The 23412-nt window shown below is 70.3% G+C and carries 18 protein-coding genes and 1 pseudogene; 9 read left to right on the forward strand and 10 right to left on the reverse strand.

Annotated elements, in window-relative coordinates; all coding sequences use genetic code 11:
- Positions 1 to 237 precede the first annotated feature (237 nt).
- From ABZ885_RS03890 to ABZ885_RS03900, 3 genes are all read left to right on the forward strand, one after another.
- A complete protein-coding gene (locus tag ABZ885_RS03890) occupies positions 238 to 3129 on the forward strand; it encodes a BTAD domain-containing putative transcriptional regulator (RefSeq protein WP_360183099.1) in 2892 nt (963 codons plus the stop codon).
- Positions 3130 to 3188: 59 nt separating this feature from the next.
- Positions 3189 to 3593, forward strand: coding sequence for a hypothetical protein (locus ABZ885_RS03895; RefSeq protein ID WP_360183051.1), 405 nt, complete (start codon positions 3189 to 3191; stop codon positions 3591 to 3593).
- A gap of 330 nt (positions 3594 to 3923) precedes the next feature.
- On the forward strand, positions 3924 to 4166 hold the full coding sequence (locus ABZ885_RS03900; RefSeq protein WP_360183053.1) for a hypothetical protein: 243 nt from the start codon (positions 3924 to 3926) through the stop codon (positions 4164 to 4166).
- Between the two features lie 63 nt (positions 4167 to 4229).
- Here ABZ885_RS03900 and ABZ885_RS03905 read toward each other — a convergent pair whose 3' ends face one another.
- The 4 genes from ABZ885_RS03905 to ABZ885_RS03920 all read right to left on the reverse strand — a co-directional run bounded on the left by ABZ885_RS03905 (position 4230) and on the right by ABZ885_RS03920 (position 7806).
- The gene (locus ABZ885_RS03905; protein ID WP_360183055.1) at positions 4230 to 4889 is read right to left on the reverse strand and encodes a response regulator transcription factor; all 660 of its coding nucleotides are present in this window, start codon (positions 4887 to 4889) and stop codon (positions 4230 to 4232) included.
- Positions 4886 to 6160, reverse strand: coding sequence for a histidine kinase (locus tag ABZ885_RS03910; protein WP_360183057.1), 1275 nt, complete (start codon positions 6158 to 6160; stop codon positions 4886 to 4888). The genes ABZ885_RS03905 and ABZ885_RS03910 overlap by 4 nt, the downstream gene beginning before the upstream one ends.
- Positions 6157 to 6990, reverse strand: a complete 834-nt coding sequence (locus ABZ885_RS03915) for a type II CAAX endopeptidase family protein (RefSeq protein WP_360183059.1) — start codon at positions 6988 to 6990, stop codon at positions 6157 to 6159. Before ABZ885_RS03915 ends, ABZ885_RS03910 begins: the two co-directional genes overlap by 4 nt.
- A 222-nt stretch (positions 6991 to 7212) precedes the next feature.
- Entirely contained in the window at positions 7213 to 7806 is a 594-nt protein-coding gene (locus ABZ885_RS03920) for a TetR/AcrR family transcriptional regulator (protein ID WP_360183060.1), read from the reverse strand.
- A 166-nt stretch (positions 7807 to 7972) separates the two neighbouring features.
- Here ABZ885_RS03920 and ABZ885_RS03925 point away from each other — a divergent pair, with 166 nt between their 5' ends.
- The 3 genes from ABZ885_RS03925 to ABZ885_RS03935 all read left to right on the forward strand — a co-directional run bounded on the left by ABZ885_RS03925 (position 7973) and on the right by ABZ885_RS03935 (position 10077).
- The gene (locus tag ABZ885_RS03925) at positions 7973 to 8920 is read left to right on the forward strand and encodes a chlorophyllase (protein ID WP_360183062.1); all 948 of its coding nucleotides are present in this window, start codon (positions 7973 to 7975) and stop codon (positions 8918 to 8920) included.
- A gap of 144 nt (positions 8921 to 9064) precedes the next feature.
- Positions 9065 to 9559: a universal stress protein gene (locus tag ABZ885_RS03930; RefSeq protein ID WP_360183064.1), complete on the forward strand. Its 495-nt coding sequence runs from the start codon at positions 9065 to 9067 to the stop codon at positions 9557 to 9559.
- A gap of 107 nt (positions 9560 to 9666) precedes the next feature.
- Positions 9667 to 10077 carry a zinc-ribbon domain-containing protein gene (locus ABZ885_RS03935; protein ID WP_360183066.1) on the forward strand — a complete coding sequence of 137 codons (411 nt, stop codon included), beginning with the start codon at positions 9667 to 9669 and terminating at the stop codon, positions 10075 to 10077.
- 121 nt (positions 10078 to 10198) lie between these two features.
- On the opposite strand, the gene ABZ885_RS03940 is transcribed toward ABZ885_RS03935, so the two are convergent.
- Together ABZ885_RS03940 and ABZ885_RS03945 are read right to left on the reverse strand one after the other, a co-directional pair.
- Positions 10199 to 11149: a hypothetical protein gene (locus tag ABZ885_RS03940; protein WP_360183068.1), complete on the reverse strand. Its 951-nt coding sequence runs from the start codon at positions 11147 to 11149 to the stop codon at positions 10199 to 10201.
- Positions 11146 to 11757: a hypothetical protein gene (locus ABZ885_RS03945; RefSeq protein ID WP_360183070.1), complete on the reverse strand. Its 612-nt coding sequence runs from the start codon at positions 11755 to 11757 to the stop codon at positions 11146 to 11148. Before ABZ885_RS03945 ends, ABZ885_RS03940 begins: the two co-directional genes overlap by 4 nt.
- Before the next feature lie 247 nt (positions 11758 to 12004).
- Between ABZ885_RS03945 and ABZ885_RS03950 the strand changes: the two genes are divergently transcribed.
- On the forward strand, positions 12005 to 13096 hold the full coding sequence (locus ABZ885_RS03950; RefSeq protein WP_360183072.1) for a hypothetical protein: 1092 nt from the start codon (positions 12005 to 12007) through the stop codon (positions 13094 to 13096).
- Between the two features lie 16 nt (positions 13097 to 13112).
- Here the strand turns inward: ABZ885_RS03950 and ABZ885_RS03955 are convergent, their stop codons facing one another.
- Positions 13113 to 13724, reverse strand: coding sequence for a hypothetical protein (locus tag ABZ885_RS03955; protein WP_360183073.1), 612 nt, complete (start codon positions 13722 to 13724; stop codon positions 13113 to 13115).
- A gap of 387 nt (positions 13725 to 14111) precedes the next feature.
- Here ABZ885_RS03955 and ABZ885_RS03960 point away from each other — a divergent pair, with 387 nt between their 5' ends.
- Positions 14112 to 15389 carry an aspartate aminotransferase family protein gene (locus ABZ885_RS03960; RefSeq protein ID WP_360183075.1) on the forward strand — a complete coding sequence of 426 codons (1278 nt, stop codon included), beginning with the start codon at positions 14112 to 14114 and terminating at the stop codon, positions 15387 to 15389.
- Between the two features lie 279 nt (positions 15390 to 15668).
- Here the strand turns inward: ABZ885_RS03960 and ABZ885_RS03965 are convergent, their stop codons facing one another.
- The 3 genes and pseudogenes from ABZ885_RS03965 to ABZ885_RS03975 all read right to left on the reverse strand — a co-directional run bounded on the left by ABZ885_RS03965 (position 15669) and on the right by ABZ885_RS03975 (position 22782).
- Positions 15669 to 17531, reverse strand: a complete 1863-nt coding sequence (locus tag ABZ885_RS03965; RefSeq protein WP_360183101.1) for a PAS domain S-box protein — start codon at positions 17529 to 17531, stop codon at positions 15669 to 15671.
- 907 nt (positions 17532 to 18438) lie between these two features.
- Positions 18439 to 18519: pseudogene (locus tag ABZ885_RS03970) on the reverse strand (hypothetical protein); the annotation flags it as partial.
- Positions 18520 to 18795: 276 nt separating this feature from the next.
- Entirely contained in the window at positions 18796 to 22782 is a 3987-nt protein-coding gene (locus ABZ885_RS03975; RefSeq protein WP_360183077.1) for a CHAT domain-containing protein, read from the reverse strand.
- Between the two features lie 246 nt (positions 22783 to 23028).
- Here ABZ885_RS03975 and ABZ885_RS03980 point away from each other — a divergent pair, with 246 nt between their 5' ends.
- Entirely contained in the window at positions 23029 to 23412 is a 384-nt protein-coding gene (locus ABZ885_RS03980; RefSeq protein WP_360183079.1) for a hypothetical protein, read from the forward strand.

Here is a 23412-nt window from a genome sequence, read left to right on the forward strand (position 1 = left end):
CGCGCCACCGCCGTCCACCAGCTCCGGCGCGCAGGCCCGGCCGGGGCCCGACGAGCCTCCGGGAGAGCCGTCATCGCCACCGAACGCGCACCCGCCACCGAACGCGCACCCGCCACCGAGCCCGCACCCGCACCCGCACCCGCACCCGCCACCGAACGCGCACCCGCCGGCACGCCGGACCTGCACTTCCACCTGCTCGGCCCGCTCACCGCCCGGGCCGGCGGCCGCCGCCTCGACCTGGGCCGCAGCCAGCAGCAGGCCTTCCTCGCCATGCTGCTCGCCCACCCGGGCCGGCCACTGACCGCCGCCCGCCTCGCCGAGGGCGTCTTCGACGAGGACAACCCGCCCGCCCGGCCCAGGTCCGTCCTGGCCACCCACGCCTACCGGCTGCGTCGCGCGCTGCGCGACCACCACGCCGAACACCTCCTGGTCACCGTCGACGGCGGCTACCGCCTCGACGTCCCCGCCGAGTCGCTGGACTCCGTCGCCTTCGACCGCCTCGTCTCGCAGGCGGACGACGCCCGCGCCGCCGCCGACCGGCCACGGGCCCGTGACCTGTTGACCCGGGCCCTGGCCCTGCACGACGGCGAGCCGCTGGCCGGACTGCCCGGAGGCCACGCCGTCGCGCTGCGCCGCCACCTGACCGAACGCCGGGTGGACGCGCTGGAGGCCAGGCTCGCCCTCGACGTCGACCTGGGGGACAACCCGTCCTGCCTGGTCGAGCTGGACCAGGCCGTGTTCGCCCACCCGTTCCGCGAGCGGTTCCGCTCCCTGCTGATGCTGGAGTACCACCTGACGGGCCGCCCGGCCGAGGCACGGGCCGCGTACGCCGATGCCCGGCGCGACTACCACACCGAGGGGCTGGACTGCCCGGAACTCGACGCCCTGCACGCACGGATCCGGCGCGCCGACCCCACGCTCGGCACGGACGCCCGCCTGGCGGCACGCCCGGCCGCCGCCCACGACCAGCCGGTCCCCGGCCGGGGGACCACCTCCGGGCCCCCGGTCCCGGAACGACTTCCCCCTCCCCTCGCCGACTTCACCGGTCGGCAGAGCGCCGTCACGGAGCTGACCGCTGTGCTCACCCGGCCCGACCCGGGCGCCGTGGTCATCGCGGCGGTCAACGGAATCGGGGGTGCCGGAAAGACCAGCCTGGCCGTCCACGTCGCCCACGCCCTGCGCGAGCGGTTCCCCGACGGGCGGCTGCACCTGGACCTGCGCGGCGCCCAGGCCGACCCGCTCGACCCGGCCGAGGCACTCGGCCTGCTGCTGACCGCCCTCGGCGTCGCGGAGCGGGAGGTCCCGGCCGACCCGGCCGAGCGCGCCGCGCTCTACCGCACCGCAGTCGCCGGCCGCCGCCTGCTGGTGGTGCTCGACAACGCAGCCTCCGCCGAGCAGACCGCCCCGTTGCTGCCCGGTGCCCGGACCTGCGCCGTCCTGGTCACGAGCCGGGTCTGGCTGACCGGCCTCCCGGGCGCCCACCACCTCCACCTCGACGCGATGGAGCCGGCCGAAGCGCTGGACCTGCTCGCCACCGTCGTCGGCCGCGCCCGGACCGAGGCCGAGCCCGAGGCGGCCACCGCGATCGTCACGGCCTGCGGCCTGCTGCCGTTGGCCGTACGGGTGGTCGGCTCCCGGCTCACCGCCGACCCCGCGCAGTCCCTGGCCGGCCTGGCCGCCGGTCTGGCCGACGAGCAGACACGACTCGCCGAACTCGCCCACCAGCACACGGCGGTGGAGCCCGTCCTGGCGCTCTCCTACGCCCGGCTCGACCCCGAACAGGCCCGCGCCCTGCGACTGCTCGCCCTTCCGGACACGCCCGTGCTCGGCCTGGACCCGGCCGCAGCACTGCTCGACCGCTCCCCGGAACGCACCCGCGAACTCCTGGAGACCCTGGTCGACCTGAACCTGCTGAACTCCCCGGCCGCCGACCGGTACGGGCTCCACGACCTGCTGCGGGTCTTCGCCCGTCGGCGCGGCGCCGACGAGGACCCCCCGGCGGAGGTCTCGGCCGCGTACGCCCGGCTGCTCGACTTCTGCCTGGCCACCGCGCGCAACGCCGAGGCGACCGCCCACCGCGTCGAGCACGCCCGCCGCAGCCTGATCACGGCGGAAACCGCCGCGCCGGGCCGGATCTTCGACACGGTCGAGGACGCCACCGCCTGGCTGCGCGACCAGACCGACCTCCACCAGGCGGTGATCCGCCGGGCCTGCCAGGACGCGGCCCTGCCGCTCGCCCAGGCCGCCGACCTGACGGACAAGATGGGCTCGATCCTGTTCGGCCGCGACTACGTGAGCACGGTCGGCGACCTGGCGGCCCGGGTCGCCGAGGCGGCGCCGGCCCGTGGCGAACGGGACGCCGAGGCACTCGCCCGCTCGGTCCGCGGCAGCATGCTCTGGCACGCCGGCTCCTATGCGGCGGCGGGCGAGGAGCTCCGCCGTTGCCTGCCGCTGTGCGCCCGGGCGGCGCTGCGCCGACTGCGCGCCAACGTCCTGCTGCTGCTCGGGGCGAACGCACGGGTGCTGTGCGAGTTCGAGGCGGCGATCGGTCCACTCGAGGAGGCGGCGTCGCTGTTCCACCGGCTCGACGACGAGGCCGCCGAGGGCCTCGCACTCGGCGAGCTCGGCTACAACCACGCGAGGTGCGGCCGCCTCTCCCGGGCCCGTGCGGCCGGCGAGCGCTGTGCCGAGCTGACCGGTGGTGAGGTGTCCATCTCCTCGTCCGTCGGGAGCTACTACCTGGCCCGGATCCTCTACCTCTGCGGTGACCTCGCGCAGGCCCTGGAGCGGGCGGAAGCCGCCCTGGCCCGGTTCCGTTCGTTCGGCATGCCCGGCTTCCAGGCCGCGACCGGAGGCCTGACCGCCCGGATCCACCTCACCGCGGGGCGGCCGACGGCGGCGGTCCGGGCCGCGGAGGAGGCACTTCCGCAGGCGCGCTGCGTCGGCGGGATGCTGGAGGGCACCGTGCTGCGCGTCCTCGGCCAGGCCCTCGCCGACCTGGGCCACCACAGCCGGGCCAGGGCCTGTCTCGGGCAGGCGCTGGAGCACTTCCGGCGGCTGGATCTCGACGCCGACGCGGCCGAGACCGAGCAGCTGCTCGGCGTGCTCATCGAATGTCCATCACCGTGACCGAGCCTCGTGTCGTGCCCCGGTCAACCGGACGGGGGCGCGTTACGAAGGGAATGCACATGTCCGTCAAGGGAATCCGTCGGGCCGTCCTGGGCCTGGCCACCACCGCGCTCGCCGGCGGGATCGCGCTCACCGGCGCCGGGACGGCTTCGGCATCGAGCGGCGGCGGCTGCGGCGGCCCGGACTGGAAGCAGACCTGCATCAGCGCCGGCGGCGGCCAGGTGTCGGCGCAGGTGACCACCAACTTCGCCAGCAACAACTGCACCGAGCAGATCATCATCTGGGACTACACCACCGGCAGCCAGGCGCTCTCCACCTCGTTCCCCTGCCACTCCGGCCAGTACACCTACACCTACACCCTCACCAACCCGACCCCGGGCCACGACTACAAGGCCGAGGCCCGCTTCTACTGGCAGCCCGGCAGCGGCTACGACTACCAGCTCAGCCCCGACCTCTGGTACTGAGTCACCGGGCGTGAGACGACTCCGCCCTCACCCCCCGGCAGGCCCTGAGCCCGCACCGCGTCCCGCCCCCGGCACCAACGGGGGCGGGACGCTCCTCGCAGGCCTCCCGTCGGCAGCAGTGCGCCCGCGCGGGGCCGGCGAGCTGCTCGTTCAAGTCGTATGCACTACAGGTAATTTCACAACCTCGAAGACTTCTACCACAAGGTCGTCGACCCGCAGTGGCTGTCGAACAGCGACGCCCCCGACGCCGCCGCCCTGCGGCAGACCCGCCAGAACTCGGCGAAGCCCCCGTGCTGGCGCGTCCTGCACCGGGTCACGTACGTCAGCCGGGTGCTCGCGCCCGTCCCGCCGCCCGGGGCGCCGCCGCTGGAGAAGGCGATGCGCGCCGAGAACATCGACAGCAACTACGAGCTGATCAGGCGCCTCGAACCGTACGTCCGACCCGCCGCCACCACCAGCGAGGCCCTGGCCGCCGCCACCCGCAGCGCCCTCGCCGCGCAGCTGCCCGAACTCCTCCCCCACGCACCGGAGATCATCGGCTACCTGCGCCGCTACTTCGGATTGGAGAACTGACCGGCACACCCCCGCCCGCCCGCCGTGCGAACGGCGGGCGGGCGCCCTTCCGCAGCGGCCCGGTCAGGTGACCAGGCCGTGGCGGTAGGCATAGACGACGGCCTGGACGCGGTCGCGGAGTTGGAGCTTGGCGAGGATGCGGGAGACGAAGGTCTTGACGGTCTCGTGGCTGATGACGAGCGCTGCGGCGATCTCGCTGTTGGAGAGGCCGTCGGCGATGAGGCGGAGAACCTCCAGTTCGCGAGGCGTGAGGGGGATGTCCCGGTGGGTCTTCTCGGCGGGGCGGATGCGGGCCGCGTAGCGCCCGACGAGTCGGCGTGTCACGTCGGGGTCGAGAAGGGCCGCGCCGGTGGCCACGGTCCGGATCCCGTGGAGCAGCCGGTCCGGAGGCGCGTCCTTGAGGAGGAAGCCGCTGGCGCCGACGCGCAGTGCCTCGTAGACGTACTCGTCCAGGTTGAACGTGGTCACCACGAGGACTTTGACGGGGTGGGGCACGCCGACGCCGGCCAGCAGGCGGGTGGCCTCGAGGCCGTCGAGGACCGGCATGCGGATGTCCATCACGACGACGTCGGGCCGCACCGTGCGGGCAAGGTCGACTCCGGTCCGTCCGTCTCCGCACTCGCCCGCCACCTCCATGTCGGGCTGGGCGCCGATGATGGTGACCAGGCCGGTGCGGACGAGCATCTGGTCGTCGCAGACCAGGACCCGGATCGGTGCGCTCACGAGGTGCCGTCGGCGGGGATGCGTGCCCGGACGGTGAAGCCGCCGTCGGGGTCGCGGCCGGCGCTGAAGTCGCCGCCCAGGAGGTCGACGCGCTCGCGCAGGCCCGCCAGGCCCCGTCCGCCGCCGACGGCGACGGCCGTGGCGCGTGAGCCGGTTCCGTCCGTGCTGACCTCCACGGTGACCTCCCTCGCGCCGCGCTGTACCTGCACGGAAGTGCGGCTGCCGTGAGCGTACTTGAGGGCGTTGGTCAGTGCTTCCTGCACCACCCGGTAGGCGACGAGGTCGGCGCTGCCGGTCGATGCCGGCGGCGTGCCCCGCTCGGTGAGGTCCACGGGCTGTCCGGCCCGGCGGGTCTGCTCGACGAGCGTGCGGACCCTGCCGACGGCCGGTGTCCTGGCCGGAGTGGCCTGCGCCGGGCCGACACCGTGATCGGCCTCAGGGCCGACGCCGTGGTCGGTGCCGCTGCCGGCGCCGTGGCCGTGGTCGGTGCCGGTGCCGGTGCCGTGGCCGCTGCCGACGCCGTGGCCGGGGTTGAGCAGGTCCAGCAGGTGCCGCAGGTCGCCGAGGGCGCGACGGCCGGTGTCGCTGACAGCGGCCAGGGACTGGTCCAGCCGCTCGGGTGCGGCCGTCAGGTAGCGGGCGGCCTCGGCCTGGACGACCATCGCGGTCACGTGGTGGGTCACCACGTCGTGCAACTCGCGGGCGATGCGGATGCGTTCGGCGGTCCTGGTCCCGGCCGCCACCCGCTCGCGGCGTGCGGCCTCCGCGGCCCGTGTGGACCGCAGCCACGCCCCGGCTCCCCAGGCCAGGGCGAGCGCCAGGTAGAACGTCACGAAGCCCGTCGCCGTCTCGCCGCCCGAACCGAGCCGGGCGAGCGCGACCGCCAGCGGCACGTACGCCACGGACAGGAGGACCACGGTGGTGCGCCGGCGCCGTTCCAGATGGGAGCCCGCGCTGACCAGCGCCACGGGCAGGGCGGTGCCGGCGGCCGAGTGGTAGCCGCACAGCTGGTCCAGGGCGAAGCCGCACGCCACCAGGGCGAGACAGCCGACCGGCCACCGTCGGCGCAGCACGAGGGAGAGGCATTCGAGCGCGAGGGCCACGACGGCGAGCGCGTCGAAGGGGCGGGTCGGCAGGTCGCCGACCTGCGTCCCGTGGCCGCTCAGTCCCGGCAGGAACGACGCGACCAGGAACAGTGCCCCGAGAGGGAGGTCGCGGAGGGTGACGTCGAGCCGTTGCCACACCTGACCGGCCTTCTGAAGGCTCATCACCGGGTGAGTGTAGCGAGGGCGTCGACGCGCCCGGCACGCCGCCGGGGGACGATGTGGCCGCGCCGACGGGCCAGCCGCAGGAAGGCGACCATGAGCAGCGCCCCGAACAGCGTCGCGTACACACTGGCCTCCGGGCCGAACTCGCCGCCGGTGATCAGCTTGGCCCCCGCCGTCGAGGCGTCCAGCAGTCCGTGCGTGTCACCGTTGCCCGAGACCTCGGTGCCGAAGATGCCGGACTCCGCGAAGTTCCAGCCGAAGTGCAGGCCGATGGGCAGCCACAGGGAGCGGGTGGCGGCGTACGCGGCGGCGAGCATGCCGCCGGCCTCGATCGCGATGGCGACGGCGCCCAGCAGGGTGGCGTCCTTGTTGAGCAGGTGGGCCGCGCCGAACGCCGTGCCGGACAGGGCCAGCGCGAGGTACGTTCCGAGGCCGCGCTCCACGAGCCGGAAGAGCAGGCCGCGGAACATCAGTTCCTCCGTGACGGCGGCGCCCGCCATGAATCCGACCAGCCCGATCGCCCCGGTCGGCGAGCCGAAGCCGTGGACCTGGTAGTCCCCGAGGACGTAGATGTTCGCGATGACCGCCCCGAACATCGCGACCCCGATCACCAGGCCCTGCAGGAGCGGCCCGGGCGCTTCCCCGCGGGCCAGTTCCGTGACCGGGCGCCGCTCGGTACGCCCCACGGCCCATCGGTAGACGAGCACCGAGAGCACGGCCGTCAGGCTGCCCCAGAGGAGCGACAGCCACGGGTTGTCCTGGACCGCGTTGGCACCTTGACCGCCGACCGCACCGGCCAGGACCACGGCCAGGATCTGCCACACCAGTTTCATGACGACTCTTTTCTCGGTTCCGTTTCCGGTTCCCTGTCCGGTCCGCGGCCGGGGCGCCGCGGCTGAACCGAACGCTAGGGAAACGGTGACCGGGAGTCGTCACCTCACAGGGGACACCTGCGCGTAGCTCTCACGGGGGACAGGCCCCCGGCACCGTCCCGGGATGCGAGCCCGTGCAGCTGCGGGGAGGCTCCGGTGCACGGCGCGCGGTTGCCACCGACGTCACTCCGACCGCGGGCGCCGCAGTCCGTCCAGGAGCAGTTCGATCAGGCGCCGGGGATCGTACTGCGGGTCTCCGCCGCCGATGCACAGGTTGCCGATGCCACGCATCAGTTCGTAGGGCTGGGTGCCCGCCCTGATCTCGTCGGCCTCGACCGCGGCATCGAGCAGCCGCGCGCAGACCGGCAGCAGACGGTCGAGGAAGTGGCCGTGCAGTGCCGCGAAGCCGCTGCTGTCCGACTGCATCGCGTCGGCCAGTCCGTGCTTGGTGACCAGGAAGTCGACGAAGAGGTCGATCCACTGGCGCAGTGCGGTGAAAGGGGAGTCGGCGCCGGCCAGCAGCTCCGGCCCGGCCTCCGCGCACTCCTCGATCTGGTGGCGGTAGACGGCCGTCACGAGATCGGCCCGGGTCGGGAAGTGCCGGTAGATCGTTCCCGTCCCCACACCCGCCCTGGCCGCGATCTGGCGGATCGGCGCGTCGACGCCGGAGGCCACGAACACCTCGGCGGCGGCCGCGAGCAGGGCCTGTTGATTGCGCAGCGCATCGGCCCGCTTGCTCCGGACCGACGCCCTCCCCGTGGGGCTCTCACTGGCCACGACTCTCCCTCCGGCACCCGTTGACAAACCGGAACGATGTTCCGGATAGTAAGCGGGACAGCGTTCCGTTTCAGGTTAGCCGAAACCGGGCGCAGCTGCCCCCTGCCCGCCGCCACCCACCCGGGGTCGGCCGCGGCACCGACCGCAGTCAGGAGAACCGCTCCTCATGAGCACATCCGCCCTCGCCACGCCCGTCCCCGTCCTGTCGTACAGCCCGGTGGTCCTGCCCGTACCCGGACGTCCCGTGGACCTCCAGGTACGCGTCTCCGCCCCCGCGTCCGGAACCGGCCTTCCCGTCATCCTCCTCTCCCACGGCCACGGCCCCTCGAACAACCTCTCCTCCCTGAACGGCTACGCGCCGCTCGCCAACTCCTGGGCGGCACAGGGATTCGTCGTCCTCCAGCCCACCCACCTCACCTCCCGGACACTGAGCCGGCTGGTCGCCGACACCCCCGGCGCACCGGACTTCTGGCGCTCCCGTGCCGAGGACATGAGCCACATCCTCGACCGGCTCGACGTGATCGAGCGCACCGTGCCGCAGCTCGCGGGACGGATCGACCACACCAAGGTCGCCCTCGCCGGACACTCGCTCGGCGGCTTCACCGCCGCCCTCCTGCTGGGCGCCGGACTCGACGACCCCGACACGGGGAACGTGGTGCACCTGGTCGAGCCGCGGATCAAGGCGGGCGTACTGCTCGCCGCGCCCGGCAGGGGCGGCGACGTCCTCAACGGGCCCATGGCCGAGCAGTGGCCGATCATCGGAGCCGTCGACTTCTCCACCATGACCGCTCCCGCTCTGGTCGTCGCGGGCGGCAAGGACGACTCCCGACACTTCACCGACATGGGTCCGGACTGGCACGCCGACCCCTACGCCCTCGCCCCCGGCCCCAAGTCCCTGCTCACCCTCTTCGAGGCGGAGCACGGACTCGGCGGGATCGCCGGATACGACGCCGCCGAAACCACCGACGAGAACCCCGAGCGGGTCGCCGCCGTCGGACGGCTCACCGCGGCCTACCTCCGCAGCCGCCTCCACCCCGGCGACACGGCCTGGCAGACCGCATGCGAGGCACTGCAAACCGATCCCGCCCCGATCGGACGAGTCGAAGCCAAGTAGACCTGATGGTCCCCACGGCCGGACCAGCCCGTCGACGGTTCGCCCGCCGCCGACGTATTCCTCCCCAGGACGTGCGCTGGTGCCCACAGACGGGCAGGCGCAGGCTGGGAGGTGCACGCCCGCCGAAATCCTTGGAGGTCTCCCGTGACCGATCCTCCTGTCCCCCACCCGGTCGGCCCGATCGTGGTCGGCACGGACGGTTCGGCCCTCGCCAGGCAGGCCATGACCTTCGCGCTCCGCGAGGCCCACCTGCGCGGTACCGGCCTGCGGGCCGTCTGCGCGTACGAGTACTCCCCCACCCGGCGCTCCGGCTTCGAATGGACGGCCGCATCCGGCCCCGGCAGCGGCCCCATCCCGCAGCAGCGCGATCTCGTCACGCAGGCCGTGGCCGACTCCGTCAAGGAACTGCAGCAACAACTCGGCGGGCCGCCCGTGGACGTGGAGATCGTCTGCGAATCCGGCCGTCCGGCGCAGGTGCTCCTCGAAGCGAGCAAGGACGCCTGCCTGCTCGTCGTCGGCTCCCGAGGGTCGGGGGCCTGGGGACGTCTCGCCCTCGGATCGACCAGCACCGAGGTCGTCCACCACGCCCGCATCCCGGTCGTCGTCGTCCCCGCGGAACACGACACCGCGTCTTCCTGAGCGTCGATTCCGGCGCGGCGCCGGCCTTGACTTGCTGAGATCCCCGCACAGTGTTCGTGACCGGTCACGGTCGGCCGCGTCGCTTCCGCTGCCCGAAGGGCCGCGAGGTGTCCGCCACTCCCCGCACCTATCTGCGCGTGGGCTGCCTCGCGTGCTCCGGCCAGGAGCTCCTCTCACCCGCGCTGTACGCCGATGACATCGAACCTGCACCATTTCGACTGAGCCCGGAGATCGCCGCCCAGTGGCACCCGGCCCTCAACGGCCGCACCAGCCTTGCCAAGATCTCACCCGGATCGCGCAGAACCGTGTGGCGGCGGGAACCCGAATGCGGCCACGAGTGGCAGGACACCCCGGCGCAACGCCAGAAGGGACAGCGCCTGCGGTGCCCGGTGTGCCGCACGATCCTCGACTCGCTCGCTTTCCACTTTCCCGGCCTCGCCGGCGAATGGTCTCCCGCCAACCCGGTCTCCGCCTGGCACGTACGACCGATCGGGCAGACGCCGTTCGTCCCTACCTAGGTGTGCGCTACGAACCCCGAGCAAATGTGGCAGGCACCCTTGGCGTCGCGCGCGAACGGCAGCGGATGCCCCGAGTGCCAGGAACACGGAAAGTCACAGGTGGAGCGGGTCGTGGCATCGCTCAGGACGGCACGAGTTCGAGGTGGGCAGTGTCCTCGTACGGTACGACCAGGGTGCGTCCGCCAGGCGCGGTCCAGTGCGCCGGCACCAGGAAGAGACGCCCGTTGGCATGCATCAGGAGCCGCAGCCCCTCGTAGCGGTAAAGGAGTTCACTACCCTCCGCCGGCTCCAGCCGGGTACCGCTGGCGCCGGCAGGGAGGTCGCGCAGCGGCTCCTTGGTGTACAGGACAACCTCCGGACGGCCCGGTAGGGAGTCCGCGTCGTCCAGCGCCCTGCCCAGTCCATAGGCGGCGGCGAAGCTGTTGACGATCCAGAATGCACTTGCGATTACCAGGAGGGTGATCCACGCCATCGCGGACCTGCACAGCCGCGCGCAGTCCGGTGAGGCCAACCAGTCCATGACCGCTGAGCGCGTGGGGGGATCCGCGCCCTCCGGAGTGCTGCCGAGCCGACGCCGATCCCGGCGTATTGCGATCCGGCGCAGCAGCCAGGTCCCATAGGTGAGTCCCACGGCGGCGGCGGCAAGGCACAGCGGCGTCGTGGCGACGGCCTCGGCGCGGGCGACACCCGGCACCAGTATCCCCACGACGCCCCGCGCCAGCGCCAGGCAGCCGATTAGGGCGACGAGGATCCCCACCCAGCCGGTGACGTTGTCCCGGTCCTCCGACAACAGCAGCAGGCGGACGCCCGTGTGGGCGGTGAGGCCCAGCAGTCCCATGACCGAGACTGCGAGGAGGGGCGGGTACACGGCCTCCACCCCATACAGCAGCATGTCCTGAAACGACAGGTTCATCAGTGACACGTAGGCGCCGAAGAAGCGGAAGCGTGCCGTAGTCGCCACGTAGCCGAAGTAGAAGAGCAGTGAGGTCGCCACCGTCGCCGGCCCCAGCACGTTGACCAGAGCCCTCACCCGTACCAGGACCTGCCCACCGGGAGACGCGGCGGCGGTCATGCTCCACCGCCCGCCGGGTCGGCGGCGTCGTCCGCGGACGGCGACGAGGCCGCGGGCGCCGACGGGGAGTGCCCCCTGAGCGGTGAGGGGCTGTTCGTCGCCCCTGGCGTCACGTCCCGGTCGGACGACGGCAGGGCGAACGTGATGACCTGCGTCTCGACCAGCCGGACCACGATCGGGTGCTGCGGTGAGAGGGAGTAACGCACGAGGTCAGGGCTGTTGCAGGGCCATGCAGCGTGCGAGGTGCAGGTTGCTTCCACCTCGACGTTGACCGTGGCCCGATGGGAACCCGGCTTGTCGGTCTCGACCCGCAGGGTACAGCCGTTGCCGTAGTCCGGTCGGAGCACGGTGCCCGGAGTACAGCCATGGGGCAGGGGAACGACCTCGGACCGCTTCGGGTGGCTGCCAGCGGTGATGCCCTCGCAACCCGGCACCAGCTTGACGTTGTCGGCGTTCGACAGCCACACCGATACGATCTTCAGCGGTACGGCGGGCGAACGGTTGGCAGGCGCGAAGCAGCCGCCTGACCTCGCACCGTCCGGTGCGGTGAAGGCCGGGAAGTGGTCGACCGGGTAGACGTTGTCCAGCGTCGCCCCGGGGAGTCTCATGTCGTCCGGGCTTCGGTCAGCCGATCACCGACCAACTCCTGTGCTTCCTAGGGTCATTGGCACTACCACGAACCGCGGAGTGTCAGTCCGCTCCGTACACTAGAGCCACGAGTACGTCGTCGAGTGTTTCCGCCGAGTTGAAGGCGAGGCCATGTCCGACTCCTCCGTTCCGCTCCCCCGCCCTCGTAGGTCCTCCCGACGTTCGAGGTCCCATATTGTCAGCCAAGACCGTTTTAATCGCACGGAGTTGCTCACCGATCGGCTGCTGATCCAGGTGGATGCCTCCCGGGTGGGGTTCGTACGGGACCAGCTGGACCCCACCCGCAGCGGGCTCGTGATCAGTGGACCGAAGGCCCTCCGGAAGGCGTCGGAGCTGCGGGACAACGACTACGCAGGCGTGCTCATCGCCGACCCGGCGTTCTACGAGAACGCCGTCGCGACAGCGGGCGAGCCATTCCTCTCGCGAACCGACGAGCTGCCCACAGCAGATCCGCTCGGCCAAGCAGTCCAGGAGCAGCTCGCCGTCGGCGCGACGGCGGCGCTCACCCCGACTGGATACCTCCGAGCCGGGGACACGGCCGCCGTACGAGCGGCTGTACGCGATGTGGTGGCGCGGGAGGATCCCCGGATCGCACTCACCCTCCCGATCGACGTCGGCTGGCTGCACGACGACCTGGTCGGCCGCCTCATCGAAGAAGTGAGCGCGGCACCGGGTATGAAAGCCGTCATGCTCGGTGGCCAGTTGGACCCGCTGGCGAGTTTCCCCGACGCGCTGGTCGGGCTGGCGCGGGTACTGACCGAGGTACCGGGAACCGCGCTGCTGCGGGCCGATCTCGCGGCGTTCGGAGCACTGGCACGGGGCGCGGTGTTCGCCGCCTACGGGCTGTCGGGGCGCTTCCGGCACGTCGTCCCGCCCGGTGAGCCTGCGAAGAGTTCCGGGTTCGCCGACTCCCCGGCCGTACTGTTCCCCGAGTTGATGGCCCTGTTCCTCGGCAAGACCCTCGCCCGCCGTTTCGCCGCGACGCACGCACCCGTGTGCGAGTGCGCTGCCTGTGGACATCGGGCGTTGGACAGCTTCCCGAGCAACCGCGACGTCCGGTCGGCAGCACAGCACAACACGGCCGTACTGATGTCCTGGCAGCAGACGATGCAGACCCTAGAGGCTGGGCCAGAGCGCCAGCGGTGGTGGCAGGAGCGCTGCCGGGCCGCAGTGGACCGGTATCCGCTTGTCAATGCCGCCGTCCAGCAGCCGAACGGCTTCAAGGTCCCGCCGCAATTGCTGAGGTGGTCCCTCCTCGATGCCGCGCCCTCGGCGCCGGCCGGCGCGGGAGCCGACTGACGGGCGGACGGACGGCTCATACCAGTCGTCCGTACAGCTCCTCGACGAAGTGCCAGGCCGCGGAGGTGTGCCGCTGCGGCCGGTACGCCTCGGGTTCCAGAGCGATCCGGATCCTGTCCGGCTCATTGACGAGCACGCCGATGCCGTAGAAGGCGGCCTCCGCCAGGATCTCGTCCAACCGTACGTGCGGGACCTCGTCGAGCAGGACAGCCCGACGGCAGAACGGTGCGAACCGGCCTGCGCGCTCCAGGCCCGTTCGCGGTTCGGCCGCCCGCACAACCACGAGGTCGACGGCGAGCGGTCGAACCGCCCGGCGCGTCACCAGATCCGTGTCCCACTCGACAGCTCCGCGCGGGAGGTCGCGGACCTCGGTCCGCTCCGGGAGGGAACCCACCGGAACCGGAAGACCGACCGGAAGACCGAGCAGGCACTCCAGCACAGGGATGCTGTCCAGACGCTCGGCACCGACCGTCTGTCGCCTGCGATGCTCGGTCTCATCGACCCGGTACAGCAGAAAGGCGCGGGTGCCCAGGACCGAGAGCATGATGCCTTCACTCTCCGCAGGAACCTGCGGCAACGCCGCCTCGCGTACCGAGCGCCACGCCGCGGGATTCGCCACACTCGCCATGGGCCCCACCCTGCCCTACCGGCTGGCGCGGCGGCCAGGCACCCCTCCGCCCAGGCCTCGTACGAGCTCGCTGGTCGCTGCCTTCCGGCGCACCGATCTGACGCTCCGGCAGCTCGCATCGCTGGTCGGGGGGTCCACGTACGGTTGCCGTTCGAGGACACCCCGGATGCATGGCACGGGGGTGCGTGCGTCCGACTGCAGGGCCCGGTACGACGAGCAGCTGAACGGCTGGAGTCCGGTACGGGCACCGCGGCGGGAAGCCCCGTGTCGGCCACGCCTGACCGTCCTGCGGGCCGGGTCTGGGGTAGCTTGCCGGAGAGCGTCCGTGTGTGGTGGCCGGCCCGCCGGCGCGAGGTCGATGCTGTCGCAAGGAAGTGAGAGCCTCGCATGTCGAACCTGCTCAGCCGCCATCGCGCGGTCATGCCGTCGTGGGTGTCGCTCTACTACGACGAGCCGATCGAGATCGTGAGCGGCAAGGGATGCCGCGTCACCGACTCCGACGGGCGGAGCTACCTCGACTTCTTCGCCGGGATCCTCACCAACATGCTCGGATACGACGTGCCCGAGGTCCGGGAAGCCGTCGAGCGGCAGCTGCGCACCGGCGTCGTGCACACGTCCACGCTGTATCTCGTCCGCTCCCAGGTGGAGTTGGCCGAGAGGATCGCGGAGCTGTCGGGCATCGCGAACGCCAAGGTGTTCTTCACCAACTCCGGTACCGAGGCCACGGAAACGGCGCTGCTGCTCGCCACCAACGCCCGCCGGTCCGACCAGGTGCTCGCCCTGCGCAACAGCTACCACGGGCGCTCGTACGGGGCCATGGCCGTTACGGGCAACCGGAGTTGGAAGAACTCCTCACTCTCGCCCGTCAACGTGCACTATCTGCACGGCACGGATCGCGCACGATTCCCGCACCTGTCCGACGGGGAGTTCCTGGCCTTCTGCGTGGACGATCTGCAGCACGTCCTCGACACGGCCACCGCCACCGACGTCGCCTGCCTGATCGCGGAGCCGGTCCAGGGTGTCGGTGGCTTCACCGCCGCACCCGACGGGCTCCTCGCGAGATACCGGGAGATCCTGGACCGGTACGGGATCCTGCTGGTCTCGGACGAGGTGCAGACCGGTTGGGGTCGTACCGGAGAGCACTTCTGGGGCATCCAGGCCCATGGCGTGACACCCGACATCATGACCTTCGCGAAGGGCCTGGGGAACGGATTCGCCATCGGCGGTGTCGTCACGGGCGGGGCGCTCATGGACGCGCTTCCGGCCAATGGCATCTCCACCTTCGGCGGCAACCCGATCGCGACGGCGGCTGCCAAAGCCACCCTCGACTACCTGCTCGCGCACGACCTCCAGTCCCACGCGCACCGGGTCGGCCGCATGCTGATCGACGGCCTGCGGACCGCCGCGGAGGGGCTTCCGGTCGTGGGAGACGTCCGGGGCAAGGGCCTGATGTTCGCCGTCGACCTGATCGCCCCTGACTCGGGAGCACCGAGCCCGTCGCTGGCCGGCCGGGTGCTGGACGAGTCGAAGCGACGGGGTCTGCTCATCGGCAGGGGCGGTCTTCGCGGCCACACCCTTCGGATGGCTCCCCCGCTCACCCTCAGCGAGGACGAGGCCCGGGACGGACTCGGCATCCTCGTCGACTCACTCGCCGCCGTCTGCTGACTCCGCCCGCCGAGGAGTCCGTGGGGCCGCACCCGGGCGGCGGGGGCGGTGGGACGCTCGGGGCCGGTACACACCGGGTCCGAGGTCCCGCTTCGGCGCCACGTTCTCGGCCCAACGGCGGCAGTGGTCACGGGCGTCGTCGCCGGCGTGCCCGTCCCGGACGGCGCGCTCCGTTCCGGCAGGCCGCGGAGGGCGCGCTGACCGGCCCTGGCCATCCTTGCCTCGTTCGGCTGCATCACGCTGCGCGGCGCGATCACGCGCGCACCTCCGGCGGGCCGCTCAGAGCTGGACGGTGAACCAGGTGGTCTTGCCGCTGCCGCTGGGGCGGACCCCCCAGCCGTCGGCCAGGGTGCCGACGATGATGAGCCCCCGGCCGGACTCCTCCTCGCTGGCAGCAAGGCGGGGGTGGGGCAGCTGGGGGCTGTGGTCGCTGATCTCGACGGTGAGTTCGGTGCTGGTGCGGCGCAGCTGCAGTTCGATCGGCCCCCGGCCGTGCTGGACGGAGTTGGTGAGAATTTCGGACAGCAACAGGCAGGTATCGGCGCTTCGCTCGGCGCAGCCCCAGGCGGTGAGCGTCTTGGTGAGGAAGGCGCGGGCCTCGCCGACGGAGGAGGGGATGGCGGGCAGGTCGGCGGTGGCGGTGGCCAGCGGGGCGGCGGGAAGCTGCAGCAGTAGGAGGGTAACGTCGTCGTTGTGGCCGTCGGTGTCGGGCAGCACCGCGGCGAGGACGTGGTCGGCGACGGCTTCCAGTCCGCCGTCCCCGGCGAAGGCGTGGCCGACGGTCGCGGCCAGCTCGGTGATCTGGGCCTCGATGTCGCCGCCGGGGGTCTCGACCAGGCCGTCGGTGTAGAGCAGCAGCGTGGCACCGGGCGGTACGGCCAGACATGCCTGCTGGTGGGGAATGCCGCCGACGCCCAGCGGGGCACTCACCGGGGCCGGCAGGTCCCGGATGGTCTCTCCGGGGGCGGCGAGGAGGACGGGCAGGTGCCCGGCCGAGCAGATCGTGACCTCGCCGGCGTCCGGGGCGATGACGAGGTAGCAGCAGGTGACCAGTTGGTCGGGCAGCTCCAGGTCGGTGACGGCCGCGTCCAAGGCCTGCATCAGCTGGCGAGGTTCCATACCGGTCTTGGCCAACGCGTGGGCGGCGGAGCGCAGCTGTCCCATGACGGCGGCCGCTTCCAGCCCGCGGCCCATGACGTCGCCGATCAGGACGCCGACGCGGCCGGCACCCAGGGGGATGAGGTCGAACCAGTCGCCGCCGACCCCGGCACCCTGGGTGGCGGGCAGGTAGCGGCTGGCGGTGGCCAGGCCCGGAATGGCGGTCGGGGTGCCCATCAGGCTGCGCTGCAGGGTGAGGGCGATGTGCCGTTGCTGTTCGTACAGCGCGGTGAGCTCCTCCTCCGCTCGTTTTCGGTCGCTGATGTCGCGGACGATGGCGCAGGCGCCGGTCACCGTACCGTCGGCGGTCCGGGTGGGCCACAGGGTCACGTCCACGTCGATCAGCCGGCCGGTGCGGTGGACCTGCAGCGTCTCGAAGTGCTCGACCTTCTCACCGTCGCCCAGCCGCTTCAGCAGTTTGGTGATCTCCTCCCGGTGCTCGGGCGGGGCCAGCATGGCCACATGGCGGCCGAGCGCCTCGGCGGCCGTGTAGCCGTACAGCGACTGGGCGGCGGCGTTCCAGTAGGTGATGCGGCCGTCGAGGGTCTTGGCGAGGATGGAGTCCTGGGAGGACTCCACCAGCGCGGCAAGCTCGTTGATGCGGGCTTCGGCGGCCTTGCGGTCGCTGACGTCGCGTACGGCAGCGGAGAACAGCAGACCGTCCGCCGTCTCCAGCGGGCTGAGACTGATCTCGACCGGAAACTCCGTGCCGTCCTTGCGCAACCCGTACAGCTCCAGCCCCGCCCCCATCGGACGCACCTGCCGGTTCGCCGCGTACTCGTCGCGATGCCGATGATGCTGACCCCGGAACCGCGTCGGCACCAGCAACTCCACCGGACGCCCCAGCAGTTCCTCACGCGGATAGCCGAACAGCGCCTCCGTCTGCGCATTGACCAGCGTGATGACCCCCGCGTCGTCCGCGATCACCATCGCGTCCGGCGCCGCCTCCAACAGCGCCCGGAAGCGTTCCTCCACCGCCCCCACACCCACCGTGACACCCCGGCAGCCCTGCCCCTGGCCGGCAGCCGCGTCTTTGCCCGATGATCTCCGGCCCACCACGTCGCCCACGCCTGCTCCCTTGCCTGCTGTACCGGTGGTGCTGCCCCACCCCAGCGCATCAGGACTCCGGGCGCCATTACATGTCCGCAACTGACCGTCGACGCTTGAACATACCCAAGAGAAGATCAAAAAACGACCATATGCTGGCCTTGGTCCGACTCCCCCACGACAGCGACCGGGCGGCTTCGGGAGCCCACGACGGACATGCCCATCGCAAAGCCCCGGCCAACGGATTCCGATATGATGCACGACGGCCGATCGGCGATCGAATGACAGGCCAGGCGGTCCTGACTGTTCGGGTGGTCCCACCGGGAGTGGTTCCCTCGAACGGGTGGGGCGGCCGCGGCGTTATCGTCCGACGAAGGGCCACAGCTCGGCCCAGCACGAGCACATCCGCTCCGCCGCCGCCTCGGTTATGCCTCCGCCGAGGCCAACCGACTCGCCGACAGCGTCGCCGACAACGAGTTCCGCGCCGCCCGACGCCGCCGCCGCGACCAGCGCTGACACGGATAGAAGTTCCAGCGGCACGGCCGGGGCCGTAGCCAGCCCCCGCACCCGCTCAACGATCTTTCCCCGAAGGCCCGCAGCAGGACCATTCGCTGTGCATCACGTCTGCTTGAGTGGTGTATCGACCCGTCGCATGTCGCGACGTCGCTACAGTCGCCGCTCATTTCGCACATAGCCGATGTGCGACCGCGGCCTCCGGCGGACAGTCCAGACGGGCCTGCGGGGCGGTCGCTTTTGTGCGGCCGGAATCTCCGTCTACTGTCCTGCCACTGGCCCTGTCAGGCGATGCTGATCCGCATTGCCTGACCCGGGACCGTCGCAAGGCCTACCTCCCGTGTCGCGCCCGGTGGGTCGCGATCACCTCGCGGTACCACGCGTACGACGCCCTCGGCGTGCGGCGCTGCGTCGCGAAGTCGACGTGGACGAGGCCGAAGCGCTGGTGGTAGCCCTCGGCCCGTCGAACAGGCTGTCATTCTAGACATGCAGCAACGGCGACCATCAACCGTCTTGTCAGCAGAAGCCATTGGCAATTCTCGACCACCTCTGCGTGAGCGCGACCCGGCCTTCGACACGCGATGCGCCGCAGTCCACTCTCTGTACAGCCCGAACAAGGCTTTCGACATTCGGCGCCGAGTCCTGAAGCCCACCTGAACCAGGTCCTGATCCGCGCCGGTCTCCGGCGTCATGCACCGGAGTGCACGTATGCGGCCCAGAGCGACGGTGCAGCACGGTATCGGTCCCGCAGCCTGTGCACCGTCCGGTGGAGGGCCTCAGCGGATCGCGGGATGTCAAGGTCGCCCGACTCGTCCCCGAGCATGTCGTAGAACGACCTCGCGGCCTGCTCCGCGACGGTGTCATCGATCTCCCAGAGTGTTCCGATGACATGCCGGAAGCCCGCCAACTGGAATGCGCTGGTTAGTTGGATGGCTTCATCTATGAGATCGGTGTTTGTGTTCGCCGCGGTGCTGCAGGCCGAGAGATAGGCAAGCTCTGCGGAGCCAAGATTGATCCGAGCGAGACTCGCCACGGTCAGCGGGGCGGATTGGTGGTCGCTGAGCAAGAGCCTGCTCCGTGATGGATCCGTCCGGTCGGTGATCCCGTGACAGGCAAAATGAACGATGGCGCTCTGCTCCAGCGCAACGAGGACCTTCTCTCGCGTCGGGCCATCAGCGCCGGCACCGCCGCCAGGAGGTGCTGTGCCGATAAAGGTCCGCGGGGAGGGCAGGCGAGCACCCACCCAGTCAGCCTCGGCCGCAGCCCTACTCAATGGGGCTCCGTTCGGAAGATCGGGTGTGACAGGCATAGCCACGACCAGCGAACAACGGTCGACGGTCGAGACTCCGCGCGTGGCTCTCCGGGCGTACCGCAGCGAACGCACACTCGGCGCGTACGAGGAGATCACACGGTCCAACACGGTGCGGCTATCCCGCCCATCTCGGTGGTACCCCGCGGCATGGAGGGGCAGGAGTCCGAGGACCCCACCTGGAAGCCACCAGACGCGCGGCATCGGCAAATCGGGGGACGGCAGGGAGTTCAGGCCGAGGCTCGTGAGAACCGGTTCAGCGGCAACGTCCCAGAGCCACTCCAGGACCGCCGACAAATCACGTTGCGCCTGGACTCTCTCGCCTCGGGTAGCCTGCGGGTCGCCGGCCGTGGCAAGAGCGGCGTAAAAGGCATTGATCCGGGCGATAAGCGACTCGGCGTCAAGTCCACCGAGGCGGACCCTGCCAGCACCGTTCTCCGTGACCGCGATGGCATCGCTGCCGTACCTGCTGACGTTGAACACTACGACGGGGCCTAACCGAGCTTCCTTGATCAGGTCCTCGGCAGACGGTTGACGAAGGAAATCCGCGAAGCCGCCCAAGTCGCGCACCTGGTCGATAAGCTCGCGAAGGTCCAAAGCCGCCCGATGCCTGCCGAGTGGCTGCGGCGCTCCCAGCGCGCCGACGCGCGTTGAAGCCTCGGCGGCCGCAGTTGGCGGCGAAGGAACATCGGAGTCGAGCACGTCGGTCAGCTGAACAAACCGATCGGCCATGCGTGGGTGGACTTGCCTAAGGGCTGTCAGGTCTGTCCTATTCTCTAACGCTTGGCCGAGCAGAACCGCACGCCCCGCCTCCAGTACGACCAGTGCTCGGTCGAGCACCGGAGAGGCAGGCGATTCCGAGCCCGAGCAACTCAGCAGCAGCGCCGCGGCATCACTGGCGAGCCCGGACACTTCACCGAGTTCGTGCTGCTGGTCGCTTCGCCTGAGCCACCGTTCTGCGACGATCGGCAACAGCTCGACTGCGGCAGCTAGCAGCTCGGCCGCCCGGGCAGGTTCCGACTCAGCGAGCAGTGCCGTCGCCGACCTCGCCGCGCGAATCCGAGTGGACGGCGCACCTGAGGTGAGTTTAAGCACCTCCTCGAAGGCGTTGACGGCCTCCTCCCTGCCACGGCCCGTCGCTTGGAATTGGGCTTCCAGGGAGATCCCGAGATTTGCCAGCACAGCCGTCCGGGAGGGTTGCTCCGCCGAACTGGATGCCACCGCCTGCCGGCCGGCTTCAATCGCGGACTCGAGGTCACGCGGATTACCGGTAGCGCTGAACCTCGAGCGCAGTGCGCCTCCGAGATTGGAGATGAACCATGCGCGGTCGGGGTGGCCGACCGGCGTGACATCCGCAGCCTCCCTGAGCAGCTCGACGGCGTCATCCAGGTCCCGTAGGTCGCCGCTGAGCCCGTACCTGGCCTCCAAGGACATCGCATAATTGGACAGAAGCAACCCACGATCCGGGTGGCCGGCCACCGCACGACGCATGGCCTCGGCGTTCGCCTGAATCGCCGCCTCCAAGTCTGCTTCCGCACCGGCACGCCAGAATCTCGTCTGCAATGCTCCCGAGAGATTGGACAGGTACCTGGGTCGGTCCGGGTGGTCCGACTGAGTGGCCGCGACAGCTTGCTCTCCGTACAAGATCGCGGCATCCAGGTCCGCCGTTGTGCCAGACCGCCGGAATCTCTCGGCCAGGGCGAGGGCCACGTTGGCCAAGTAGCCTGGCAGGCCCGGGTGGCTCTCCGGTGCCGCCTCAACTGCCTGTTCCCCAAAACCGATCGCCGCTTCCAGATCCGCAGCTTCTCCAAAGAACCGAAACCGGGTACTCAATGCGATGCCGAGATTAGACAGGTGGTTCGCGCGCTCAGCATGACCGTTCGGCGCTAGCTCGACCGCCTCCTGCAGAGCTTCGATGCCAAGCTCCATGTCGGTGGACACCGCTGTCAGCCGGAACCGCGCCTGCAACGCGCTGCCGTAGTTGGACAGCGCCGCTGGTCGCTCGGAGTGTCCGACCGGAGTGACCTCCAGGGCTCTCCCCAGGGCGTCGATGGCATCGTCGATGTCCTGTACCGCTCCGCCAGCTTCGAAGCTAGTCTGCATGGCGTGTCCGAGGTTGCCGAGAATCGCGCGCAGCAACCGCGAGTCGGTCGGCGCTCTGTTAGCCGCACGTTGACTCAGCAGGACGGCCTCAGCCAGGTCCTCCGCCTTCCCGGATTGCTCAAACCTGATCCGATGAGCAACTCCGAGGTTGGACAGGTACCCGGCAAATGCCGGGTCTTCCGGGTTTGCGAGTTCCATCGCCTGCCGATGTCTGCAGATGGCCTCGTCCAGGTCATCCATGTTCCCGTTATATCCGAAAGCAATCAGCAGCACCTCACCGAGATTCGCGGGCAGGCTCGGAGCGAGGGCGTCGTCCCGGATAGCTCGGTCTACGCCTTGCCGAGCAACACCGATGGATTCCTTCAGATCTGCTGACGCGCCAGCAGATCTGAATCGGTCCAGCAGTGCCTGGCTCAGTAGCATCACCGCAGTGCGGTGCCCCGGCTCTCCCGCCCGGAGAGCCTCAACTGCTTGCCTGAAGACAGCAATCGCTTCATCGAGGTCGGATGGGTCTGTGCGGCGTTGGAAGCGTTCCTGTAGAGCCACCGCGAGGGTCGTCAAAGCCTCTCCTCGGATCGGCGACTCAGGAAGGCCCGCAATCACCGCCTGCTGCATGCAGTCAAGGGCTTTGTCGAGATCAGTAGGCTCCTGGGTCCGAACGAACCTGCTCCATGCTAAGGATCCTGCGTTGAACAGAATCTCCGCGAGCGGGGAATGATCCGCTGAAGTGATCTTCACCGCCTCCTCGGCGAAAGCAAGGGCAGCATCCTGGTCCGCTGGGTCACCGAGCAGATCAAACTGTCGCTGCAGGGCAATGCTCAGCTGCGACAGGCGTCGGGCTCGCATGGGGTCATCAGGCGCGGTGGCCGCAGCGATGCGGTACCACAATCGGACAACCATGCCAACATTGGACCGGTCGACTTTCCCGAGCGTCGATGCCGCACTGTTCGCAGCATGGTCGACAATGACGGGGAGCAAGACCTCGGGCAGGGGCTCTACATTAGCGATAAAGCAGGGCGCGAACGCCTCGGCGGCGGCGATCCAGTCGCCTAGACCGGCCCCGGACTCCTGAGCCCTGATGCGGTAAAAGTGCACCCATCCCAGCACCAGCCACCCCTCGACGCTGCCCTCACCGTTCCGCAGGCTCTGCTTGAGCAGCTGCGCGTTCGCGAGGATCTCGGGACCGAGCGCAACCCTGGGATCATCGGCCAAGCGGATCGAACTCAGCTGCCCCATCGCAGTGTTCAGGTGGTCGCGGTACAAGGCTGCTCCCGGCTAGTGCTACATCCGGCCCCCGACGACGATGACAGCCAGCCGGGCAGTGATCCGAACAACGCCGACCTGAGTCTATGTCAGTGATCATACTGCCATGCGCTGTTGACGGAGCCGTCCATACGTACCGACATCACTACCAGCACTCCTACGCTATTGTCCTCCTGGGCTAGCTCCATGCGTCAACGGCTACTGAGAGCGCCATGCGAGTGGGATCGCCAACTCCTGGGAGGGTGAATGACCAACGGGCCAGAAGACCAGCTTGCGGACGCGCTCGCCCACATCTGCGGGGATACGGCGGGGATCCGCGAAGCTCTGGAACCCAACACCGACCCGCTGGACCACCTCCTAGAAGCCGTACGTACCGACGAGGGCGTCACCACTGCCCTGAACAACCTCCATGTCGCCCTACAGGCGGCGGGTGACGCCCTGGGCGTACACGGCCACAACCGATCCCCGGCGAGTGGTCTGCGCCTCGCCGGAGCCGTGGCCTCCCGGCCAAGGGAGGCTCTCCTGATCTGCCCAACCGGACGTTGCAGCCGGTACGACCGACCCAATCCGACCACTCCCACTCCAACCTGTGCCATCGACGGCCTGGCGCTGCGCCAGACGCTGCTCTGA

This window comes from Kitasatospora sp. NPDC047058 (assembly GCF_040643935.1).
Lineage (GTDB): Bacteria > Actinomycetota > Actinomycetes > Streptomycetales > Streptomycetaceae > Kitasatospora.

Excerpts from the sequence above, each read along its gene's own strand:
- ABZ885_RS03895 (WP_360183051.1), top strand. The coding sequence starts at position 3,189 with ATGTCCGTCAAGGGAATCCGTCGGGCCGTCCTGGGCCTGGCCACCACC.
- ABZ885_RS03915 (WP_360183059.1), bottom strand. The coding sequence starts at position 6,990 with ATGAAACTGGTGTGGCAGATCCTGGCCGTGGTCCTGGCCGGTGCGGTC.
- ABZ885_RS03925 (WP_360183062.1), top strand. The coding sequence starts at position 7,973 with ATGAGCACATCCGCCCTCGCCACGCCCGTCCCCGTCCTGTCGTACAGC.
- ABZ885_RS03940 (WP_360183068.1), bottom strand. The coding sequence starts at position 11,149 with ATGACCGCCGCCGCGTCTCCCGGTGGGCAGGTCCTGGTACGGGTGAGG.
- ABZ885_RS03945 (WP_360183070.1), bottom strand. The coding sequence starts at position 11,757 with ATGAGACTCCCCGGGGCGACGCTGGACAACGTCTACCCGGTCGACCAC.
- ABZ885_RS03955 (WP_360183073.1), bottom strand. The coding sequence starts at position 13,724 with ATGGCGAGTGTGGCGAATCCCGCGGCGTGGCGCTCGGTACGCGAGGCG.
- ABZ885_RS03960 (WP_360183075.1), top strand. The coding sequence starts at position 14,112 with ATGTCGAACCTGCTCAGCCGCCATCGCGCGGTCATGCCGTCGTGGGTG.
- ABZ885_RS03980 (WP_360183079.1), top strand. The coding sequence starts at position 23,029 with ATGACCAACGGGCCAGAAGACCAGCTTGCGGACGCGCTCGCCCACATC.